The sequence below is a fragment of the Streptomyces glaucescens genome (genome assembly GCF_002154375.1).
Classification (GTDB): Bacteria; Actinomycetota; Actinomycetes; order Streptomycetales; family Streptomycetaceae; genus Streptomyces; species Streptomyces glaucescens.
Genome location: NZ_MUND01000354.1, coordinates 1 through 8,990, shown reverse-complemented (window position 1 = coordinate 8,990; position 8,990 = coordinate 1). Strand labels below are relative to the sequence as shown.

The window sequence follows — 8,990 nt, the reverse complement described above, 5'->3', positions numbered from 1 at the left end:
TCTCCGGGCGCCCTCTCTCGTGTCCGGCCGGTGTCAGCCCGTCGCGTCCTCGCGGCGCACCGACAGCAGGTCCTCCAGCTGCTCCTCGCGCGCCTGCGCGGCCACGAACAGCAACTCGTCGCCCGCCTCCAGGGAGTCGTCCGGTGTGGGGGTCAGGACGCGGGTGCCGCGGATGATGGTGACCAAGGAGGTGTCCTCCGGCCACTCCACGTCGCCGACCTGGGTGCCGGCCAGGGCCGACTCCTCCGGCAGGGTCAGCTCGACCAGGTTCGCGTCACCGTGGCTGAAGCGCAGCAGCCGGACCAGGTCGCCGACGCTCACCGCCTCCTCGACCAGGGCCGACATCAGGCGCGGCGTGGAGACGGCGACGTCCACGCCCCAGGCCTCGTTGAACAGCCACTCGTTCTTGGGGTTGTTGACGCGGGCCACGACGCGCGGGACGCCGTACTCCGTCTTCGCCAGCAGGGAGACGACCAGGTTCACCTTGTCGTCACCCGTGGCGGCGATGACGACGTTGCAGCGCTGGAGCGCCGCCTCGTCCAGGGACGTGATCTCGCAGGCGTCGGCGAGCAGCCACTCCGCCTGCGGTACGCGCTCGACCGAGATCGCGGTCGGCGCCTTGTCGATGAGCAGAATCTCGTGGCCGTTCTCCAGCAGTTCGCCCGCGATCGAGCGGCCCACCGCGCCGGCACCGGCAATGGCGACCCTCATCAGTGACCGCCCTCCATCTCGGGACCCTGGGCGAACGCCGCCTCGACCTTCTCGACCTCGTCCGTGCGCATCATCACATGCACCAGGTCGCCCTCCTGCAGCACCGTCTGCGAGGTGGGCAGGATCGCCTCGCCGAGGCGGGTCAGGAACGCCACCCGGACGCCCGTCTCGTCCTGCAGCTTGCTGATCTTGTGTCCGACCCAGGCGTCCGCGGCGTGCACCTCGGCGAGCTGCACCCCGCCGGTGGGATCGCGCCACAGCGGCTCGGAGCCGGAGGGCAGCAGCCGGCGCAGCATCTGGTCCGCGGTCCAGCGGACCGTGGCCACCGTGGGGATGCCCAGGCGCTGGTAGACCTCGGCGCGGCGGGGGTCGTAGATACGGGCCGCGACGTTCTCCACACCGAACATCTCGCGGGCCACCCGGGCGGCGATGATGTTGGAGTTGTCGCCACTGGAGACGGCGGCGAACGCGCCGGCCTCCTCGATGCCCGCCTCGCGCAGGGTGTCCTGGTCGAAGCCGACGCCGGTGACCCGGCGGCCGCCGAACGAGGAGCCCAGTCGTCGGAAGGCGGTGGGGTCCTGGTCGATCACGGCGACCGTGTGCCCCTGTTGCTCCAGGGTCTGCGCGAGAGCGGAACCCACTCTGCCGCAGCCCATGATGACGATGTGCACGACCGTCCTTCCGATGTCAAGAGTTGTTGACCTGGCTTGAAACAGGGTCTCAGACCGCCGCCCAAGCTACACACGCGCGGTCCGCGGACGGGACCCCCGTGCACGGTTCGTTCGGGTGCCAGGTCAGCGGCGGGTGATGCTCCAGAGGCTCGCGGCGGTGAGGATTCCGAGGCCGACGAGTGCGGCGGTGGCGCCGATCAGCTCCGCGGTGCTGGGCATGGGTCCTCCGGGGACGACGGTGACGGGCCGGGACGCGCCGGGTCACGGACGTGTGACGACAGGCGTTTTGTCATATAGGCATGGCCCGGGGGCCGCCCGTGGCACGCGGCGCGCGCGTACGGCCGATTTCACTCGTGGGGCAGACGAGGGTGGCGGGTGGGCGCCCTCCTGTTCGAAGGCTTACGATCCTCTGTTGTGTCCAAACTGACCGACGTGCCCAAACGCATCCTGATCGGGCGCGCTCTGCGCAGCGACCGGCTGGGCGAAACGCTCCTGCCCAAGCGCATCGCACTTCCCGTCTTCGCCTCCGACCCGCTGTCCTCCGTGGCGTACGCGCCGGGAGAGGTGCTGCTGGTCCTGTCCATCGCGGGCGTGTCGGCGTACCACTTCAGCCCCTGGATCGCCCTCGCGGTCGTCGTCCTGATGTTCACGGTCGTCGCCTCCTACCGGCAGAACGTGCACGCCTACCCCAGCGGCGGCGGCGACTACGAGGTGGCGAACACCAACCTCGGCCCCAAGGCGGGCCTGACCGTCGCGAGCGCCCTGCTCGTCGACTACGTCCTCACCGTCGCCGTCTCCATCTCCTCCGGCATCGAGAACCTCGGCTCCGCGATCCCCTTCGTCGTCGAGCACAAGGTGTTCTGCGCGATGGCCGTGATCCTGCTGCTGACGCTGATGAACCTGCGCGGCGTGAAGGAGTCCGGCTCGCTCTTCGCGATCCCGACCTACGTCTTCGTCGCGGGCGTCTTCATCATGATCGCCTGGGGCGCGTTCCGCGGGCTGGTGCTGGACGAGACGATGCGGGCACCCACCGCCGCCTACGAGATCAAGCCCGAGCACGAGGGCCTGGCCGGATTCGCCCTGGTCTTCCTGCTGCTGCGCGCCTTCTCCTCCGGCTGTGCCGCGCTCACCGGCGTCGAGGCGATCTCCAACGGCGTCCCCGCCTTCCGCAAGCCCAAGTCGAAGAACGCGGCGACCACGCTGCTGCTGATGGGCGTGCTCGCCGTCACCATGTTCTGCGGGATCATCGTCCTCGCCATGGTCTCCAAGGTCCGGATGGCCGAATACCCGGCCAAGGACCTGCTCGACAACGGAGTCCCGGTCGGCCCGGACTACGTCCAGCACCCGGTGATCTCCCAGGTCGCCGAGGCCGTCTTCGGCTCCGGCAGCTTCCTGTTCCTCGTGCTGGCCGCGGCCACCGCGCTCGTGCTGTTCCTGGCCGCCAACACGGCGTACAACGGCTTCCCGGTCCTCGGCTCGATCCTCGCCCAGGACCGCTACCTGCCCCGCCAGCTGCACACCCGCGGCGACCGCCTCGCCTTCTCCAACGGCATCGTGCTGCTGGCCGGCGCGGCGGCCCTGCTGGTGTGGATCTACGAGGCCGACTCCACCCGGCTGATCCAGCTCTACATCGTCGGCGTGTTCGTCTCCTTCACGCTCAGCCAGACCGGAATGGTCCGCCACTGGAACCGCCACCTGGCCACCGAGAAGGACCCCGCCAAGCGGCGCCACATGGTCCGCTCCCGTGCGATCAACGCCTTCGGCGCCTTCTTCACCTTCACCGTCCTCGTCGTCGTCCTCGTCACCAAGTTCAGTCACGGAGCCTGGGTCGCGCTGCTCGGCATGGTGATCTTCTACGGCACGATGACCGCGATCCGCCGCCACTACGACCACGTCGCCAAGGAACTCGCCGCCCCCGAGGGCCCCACCGACGACAGCGTCCGCCCCTCCCGCGTCCACTCGGTGGTCCTGGTCTCCAAGATCCACCGCCCCGCGCTCCGCGCCCTGGCCTACGCCAAGCTGCTGCGCTCGGACACCCTGGAGGCGCTCAGCGTCAACGTCGACCCGGCCGAGACCAAGGCGCTGCGCGAGGAGTGGGAGCGGCGCGGGATCGACGTACCGCTGAAGGTGCTGGACTCGCCGTACCGCGAGATCACCCGCCCCGTCATCGAGTACGTCAAGAGCCTGCGCCGGGAGTCGCCGCGCGACGCGGTGTCCGTGATCATCCCCGAGTACGTCGTCGGCCACTGGTACGAGCACCTGCTGCACAACCAGAGCGCGCTGCGGCTCAAGGGCCGGCTGCTGTTCACCCCGGGCGTGATGGTGACCTCGGTGCCGTACCAGCTCGCCTCCTCCGAGGTGGCGAAGAAGCGCGCCCGCAAGCGGTCGGAGTGGAACGCGCCCGGCGCGGTGCGGCGGGGGCCCGCCGCCGAGCGGGCGAAGGAGACCGGCCCCCGGGAGTGAAGGAGACCGGTCCCGGGGCGGAGGAGACCCGCCCCCGGGGCCGGAGCGGAGACCGGTACCGGTCCCGGGATCGAACGGAACCGGCGGCAGCGGGGACGACGTAGACTGGTGGGCTGTTGTCCGGCCCTGGGCCGGCCGCCCCCGGCGGTCGTCCCCCTTCCCGATCTGGAGTCACCCCGCCATGCAGGCAGAACCGAAGAACACGCAGGCGGGGTCCCTGGTCGGCGAGGAGTACGAGGTCGAGATCGGGCCCGTCGCGCACGGCGGCCACTGCATCGCCCGCACCGACGCCGGCCAGGTCCTCTTCGTCCGCCACGCGCTGCCCGGCGAGCGGGTCGTGGCGCGGGTGACCGAGGGCGAGGAGGGCGCCCGCTTCCTGCGCGCGGACGCGGTGGAGATCCTCCAGGCCTCCAAGGACCGCATCGAAGCCCCCTGCCCCTTCGCCGGCCCCGGCCGCTGCGGCGGCTGCGACTGGCAGCACGCCAAGCCGGGCGCCCAGCGCCGGATGAAGGGCGAGGTCGTCGCCGAGCAGCTGAAGCGGCTGGCGGGACTCACCCCCGAGGAGGCCGGCTGGGACGGCACGGTCATGCCGGCCGAGGGCGACAAGGTGCCCGCCGGCCAGGTGCCGCAGTGGCGCACGCGCGTGCAGTACGCCGTCGACGCCGAGGGCCACGCGGGCCTGCGCAAGCACCGCTCGCACGAGGTCCAGCGCATCGACCACTGCATGATCGCCGCCGCCGGGGTCAGTGAGCTGGGCATCGAGAAGCGCGACTGGACCGGCATGGAGTCGGTCGAGGCGATCGCGGCGGCCGGCTCCCAGGACCGCCAGGTGATCCTCACCCCCAAGCCCGGTGCGCGCCTGCCGATCGTCGAACTCGACCGCCCCGTCTCCGTCATGCGCGTCGACGAGAAGGACGGCGGCGTCCACCGCGTCCACGGCCGCCCCTTCGTCCGCGAGCGCGCGGACGGCCGAACCCACCGCGTCGGCAGCGGCGGCTTCTGGCAGGTCCACCCGAAGGCGGCCGACACCCTCGTCACGGCCGTCATGCAGGGCCTGCTGCCGCGCAAGGGCGAGATGGCGCTCGACCTCTACTGCGGCGTCGGCCTCTTCGCGGGCGCCCTGGCCGACCGGCTCGGCGAACAGGGCGCGGTCCTCGGTATCGAGTCCGGCAAGCGCGCGGTCGAGGACGCCCGCCACAACCTCGCGGACTTCCCCCGGGTGCGGATCGAGCAGGGCAAGGTCGAGTCCGTCCTGCCGCGCACCGGCATCACCGAGGTCGACCTGGTCGTCCTCGACCCGCCCCGCGCGGGAGCGGGCCGCAAGACGGTGGCCCACCTCGCCTCACTGGGAGCCCGCCGGATCGCCTACGTGGCGTGCGACCCGGCTGCCCTGGCGCGGGACATCGGGTACTTCCGGGACGGGGGGTACCGGGTGCGGACGCTCCGGGTGTTCGATCTGTTCCCGATGACGCACCATGTGGAGTGCGTGGCGATTCTGGAGCCTGCTGGGAAGGGGCTTTGACCTGCGGATTATTAGAATTTCCTGGGTCTGGCCGGATGTTCGACCTATGCGTTTCGCAGGCTAGCGCTATGTGTCTCACCTGCGGCTTGGCGCAGCGGTGTCTGGTGAGGAGTGCTTTGCCGTGGCCTCAGGAGGGGCGGTTCTGGCAACGTCGTGACGCTTGCTCGACGCTGCTTCTGGCGAAGCGTCAGCCCTGGGCCGTCCTGGACTGGACCGCGGCCAGAGCGCGGCAACGTGACTGCCCAGCAGGCCCTCTGTGACCTCGGCCTGCTGCCCAACTACGCCCTCCTCGACGCCGTCACGCCGACCGCGAAGCCGTCAACCAGGTCATGTAGTACCTGGCGACCGAGGCCGAGCTGACCGTCGCCGAACTCACCAAGGAGGGTGTCAAGGGAGACGGTGACATCCACATCGGCACCATGCACCGCTTCAAGGGCCTCGAATACCAGAGGCTCGCCATCGTCGGTGCCCGCGACGGCGTCATCCCCCGCGCGTCCGTCGTCCAGCGCTACCGCGACACGGACCCCCGGCGTCTCGCCCGCGAGGAACTCAAGGCCCGGTCTCTGCTGTTCGTCGCGGCCACCCGCGCCCGCGACACCCTGCGGATCAGCTGGTACGGCAGGCCGAGCCCTTACCTGCCCAAGTAGAGGTGTGCGTGAGCCCTGCCGTCTTGATCGGGCGGCAGGGCTCACGCTTGACGTACGACGGTCAGGCCTCCCCGACGAACCCCGCCCACGCCTCACGTGACACACGGATGACGGGTCCGGCTTCGGTCTTGGAATCCCGGATGTGTACGGTTCCCATGTCGGCCGCCACCTCGATGCAGTCGCCGCCTTCCGCTCCGCTGTAGCTGCTCTTGAACCAGGCGAGGCCGGACTCGACGGCCGAGGACTCAGCGGTGTTCATAGCTCTCCCAGCAACCTCTCGATGAACTCCAGGGACTCTCGCGGAGTGAGAGCCTGTGATCGGATGATCCCATAACGGGCGGCGGCGAGCGCTGCCTGCTGCGGGTCGGTCTGAAGCGTGCTGGATCCTTGCGCCTCGGTGTACGCGAACTTCTTGCCATCGTCACGCGTGACGACCGTGAACGCTCCGTCCACGCCCGCGCTTTCCTCACAGTCGAGAGGGATGACCTGGATTTCGACATTGCGCTTCTGGCCAACAAGAAGCAGATGCTCCAACTGCCCTCGAAGCACGTCCTTTCCACCAAGCCGACGCCGCAATACCGACTCGTCCATCACGAAGCTCAGAAGTGGTGCGGGCTGCCGGTCGAAGATGTCCTGCCGGGCCAATCGAGCGGCCACGCGCTGTTCGATGGTCTCCTGGTCCAGAGGCGGCCGCCGCATAGCCAGTACCGCCCTCATGTACTCCTCTGTCTGAAGCAGGCCCTTGACCACCAGCGTGTCGTACGTCAGCAACTCGATGGCCTCCTTCTCCAAGGCTGCCATCCCCTGGAAGAACACCGGATACTGAGCCCGTTCCACCTGCTCCTTCCACACCGTCAGCAGCCCGCCCGCGTCCAGGACCTCGTCCGCCCGCTCGATGGTCCTGGGCGACGGGATCCGCCGACCCTGCTCGTACGACGCCACCGTGGACGCCGAGTATCCGATCCGCCGTCCGAACTCCTCGCGCTCCATGCCCGCCCGCACCCGCAGCGTCTTCATCGTCTGCCCGAACGCGATGACCACGGCCTGGCCGGACGTGTCCGCCGTCGCCTGTCCCGCGTCGTCTGCCACCACGGTCTCGGCCCCCTCGTCGGTACCTTCGGTCATCGCTACCGCCTCCCTGGCCCAACGCCGTCCCGACGGCATCGTCACGCCGCGCATCTCGTACCCGTACCGCCACCCCGCGTACAACGGGCCGCGTCGGTGCGTCACCACTGGTCACGCTATGCGACCGAGGGCACCGTTGTCGGCATGACGAGTCAACTCCCCAGCCCCATCGGCGCCTCCCAACCCATGCATCCCAGCGATGACTTGAGCCACACCTTCGAGATGCGTTTCACCTCCACCCCACGGGGTGCCCGCCTCGCCCGCCGACTGGCCGCAAACCGGTTGGACGCGTGGGGCATCCCGTACGGCACCGGTCCGCACGAGGAGATCGCGCTGGTCCTCGGCGAGTTGACCGCCAATGCGGTAAGGCACGGCCACGTCCCCAGCCGGGACTTCCATCTGCTCCTGCACGTGAGCGAGCCCGCCCGCACGGTCAGGGTCGAGGTCACCGACACCCGCACCGAACGCACGCCGCCCGAACCGGAAATGCTGCGAGCCCCCGGCTCCGAGGACACCGGCGGCCGAGGGCTGCTTTTCGTCGCGGCACTCGCCACCCGCTGGGGCTGGCACCTCCGGCCCGGGGGCCCGGGCAAGACGGTCTGGGCGGAGTGCGTGTTCGCAACCCCCACGTGAGCCCGTGACCGGGGTGGAAGAATGTGCCGAGATGACCTCCAGCGACTACACCCCGTTCGCTCACCTCACCACCCCCAACGCCCCCCTCTACCGCCAGGTCATGCGGGCCTTCCTCGCAGCCAAGGAGCGGTTCGCGGTGCATCTGCGGCCGGAGGACGTGTACGCGGCCCTGGACGCGGACGGCAGGCCCGCCGACCCCGAGGCGGTGACGCAGGCGCTGGACAAACTCGTGGAGTGGGGCAATCTGCGGGCCGATCCGGACCACGCGCGGGTGACGGCGGTCGAGGACTTCTACCGCAGGCGGTTCATCTACCAGCTCACCCGGGCCGGTGAGGCGGTCGAGGCGGCGCTCGGGACGTACGACGAGGTGCTGGGGCGGCGCGGTGAACTCCAGGCGGTCGCGCTGCACGACATCGTCACGCAGTTGCGGGCGCTCCTGGTGATCGCCGCGGAGGACGAGCCCGACCCGGCCAAGACATACGTCGCCCTGTCCGTGCTGACTGCGCGGTTCGCCGACCTCGCCGACAACGCCCGCGCCTTCATGGGCTCGCTCCAGCGCACCATCGACCTGCACGACATCGAGGTCGAGGCGTTCCTCGCCTACAAGGACCGGCTGATCCAGTACCTGGAGCGGTTCATCCAGGACCTCATCACCCTGGGCGGGCGCATCGCCCTGCTGATCGGGGAGCTGGAGGAGCAAGAACGGGTCGGTCCGCTGCTGCGGCTGGCAGCCGCCCGCGAAGCCGCCGACGCCGCTCCCGAGGACGCCGAGCGGGCGGAGGCGGTGGCGTACGAGCGGTGGGCCGCGCGGTGGTCCGGGCTCGCCGAGTGGTTCGTTTCGGAAGAGGGACGGGAGTCGCAGGCCAGGCTGCTGCGCGGGCGGGCGCTCGGTTCGATCCCGCAGCTCCTGGCCGTCGTACGGCAGCTCAACGAGCGGCGGGCCGGACGCTCGGACCGCTCGGCCGACTTCCGCACCCTGGCGCGCTGGTTCGCCCAGGCCCCGGACGACGAGGCGCGTCACCGGCTCTGGCGGGTGGCGTTCGGGCTGCACTCCTCCCGGCACCTCACCGTCGACGCCGACACCCTCGCCGAACGGACAGCCTCCCCGGAGCCGGCCGCCACCCCGTGGAGTGAGGCCCGACCGCTGCGGATCAGCCCCCAGCTGCGCCGCACCGGCAGCTACGAACGGCGCGGCAAGCCGCGCCGTTCGTAGCTGCC

General features: G+C 70.2%; 8 protein-coding genes and 1 pseudogene. 5 read left to right on the top strand and 4 right to left on the bottom strand.

Going from position 1 to position 8,990, the window contains the following annotated elements; genetic code table 11:
* Positions 1-33: 33 nt before the first annotated feature.
* Positions 34-711 (bottom strand): potassium channel family protein, encoded by a 678-nt coding sequence (locus CCN42_RS22925; protein WP_086738382.1) that lies wholly within the window; start codon positions 709-711, stop codon positions 34-36.
* Positions 711-1,382 (bottom strand): potassium channel family protein, encoded by a 672-nt coding sequence (locus CCN42_RS22920; RefSeq protein ID WP_086173710.1) that lies wholly within the window; start codon positions 1,380-1,382, stop codon positions 711-713. Before CCN42_RS22920 ends, CCN42_RS22925 begins: the two co-directional genes overlap by 1 nt.
* A gap of 414 nt (positions 1,383-1,796) precedes the next feature.
* Between CCN42_RS22920 and CCN42_RS22915 the strand changes: the two genes are divergently transcribed.
* The 3 genes and pseudogenes from CCN42_RS22915 to CCN42_RS22905 form a co-directional block, all read left to right on the top strand.
* On the top strand, positions 1,797-3,845 hold the full coding sequence (locus tag CCN42_RS22915) for an APC family permease (protein WP_086738380.1): 2,049 nt from the start codon (positions 1,797-1,799) through the stop codon (positions 3,843-3,845).
* Positions 3,846-4,026: 181 nt separating this feature from the next.
* Entirely contained in the window at positions 4,027-5,367 is a 1,341-nt protein-coding gene (locus CCN42_RS22910; protein ID WP_086738378.1) for a class I SAM-dependent RNA methyltransferase, read from the top strand.
* A 302-nt stretch (positions 5,368-5,669) separates the two neighbouring features.
* Positions 5,670-6,014 (top strand): annotated as a pseudogene (locus CCN42_RS22905) (3'-5' exonuclease); the annotation flags it as partial.
* A 61-nt stretch (positions 6,015-6,075) separates the two neighbouring features.
* Here the strand turns inward: CCN42_RS22905 and CCN42_RS22900 are convergent.
* Together CCN42_RS22900 and CCN42_RS22895 are read right to left on the bottom strand one after the other, a co-directional pair.
* Positions 6,076-6,273, bottom strand: a complete 198-nt coding sequence (locus CCN42_RS22900) for a DUF397 domain-containing protein (protein WP_086738376.1) — start codon at positions 6,271-6,273, stop codon at positions 6,076-6,078.
* Positions 6,270-7,139, bottom strand: a complete 870-nt coding sequence (locus tag CCN42_RS22895; RefSeq protein ID WP_086738385.1) for a helix-turn-helix domain-containing protein — start codon at positions 7,137-7,139, stop codon at positions 6,270-6,272. Before CCN42_RS22895 ends, CCN42_RS22900 begins: the two co-directional genes overlap by 4 nt.
* 144 nt (positions 7,140-7,283) lie before the next feature.
* On the opposite strand from CCN42_RS22895, the gene CCN42_RS22890 reads away from it, so the two are divergent.
* Together CCN42_RS22890 and CCN42_RS22885 are read left to right on the top strand one after the other, a co-directional pair.
* Positions 7,284-7,772, top strand: coding sequence for an ATP-binding protein (locus tag CCN42_RS22890; RefSeq protein ID WP_211294777.1), 489 nt, complete (start codon positions 7,284-7,286; stop codon positions 7,770-7,772).
* Positions 7,773-7,803: 31 nt separating this feature from the next.
* A complete protein-coding gene (locus CCN42_RS22885; RefSeq protein ID WP_245877425.1) occupies positions 7,804-8,985 on the top strand; it encodes a TIGR02677 family protein in 1,182 nt (393 codons plus the stop codon).
* Positions 8,986-8,990: the final 5 nt, after the last annotated feature.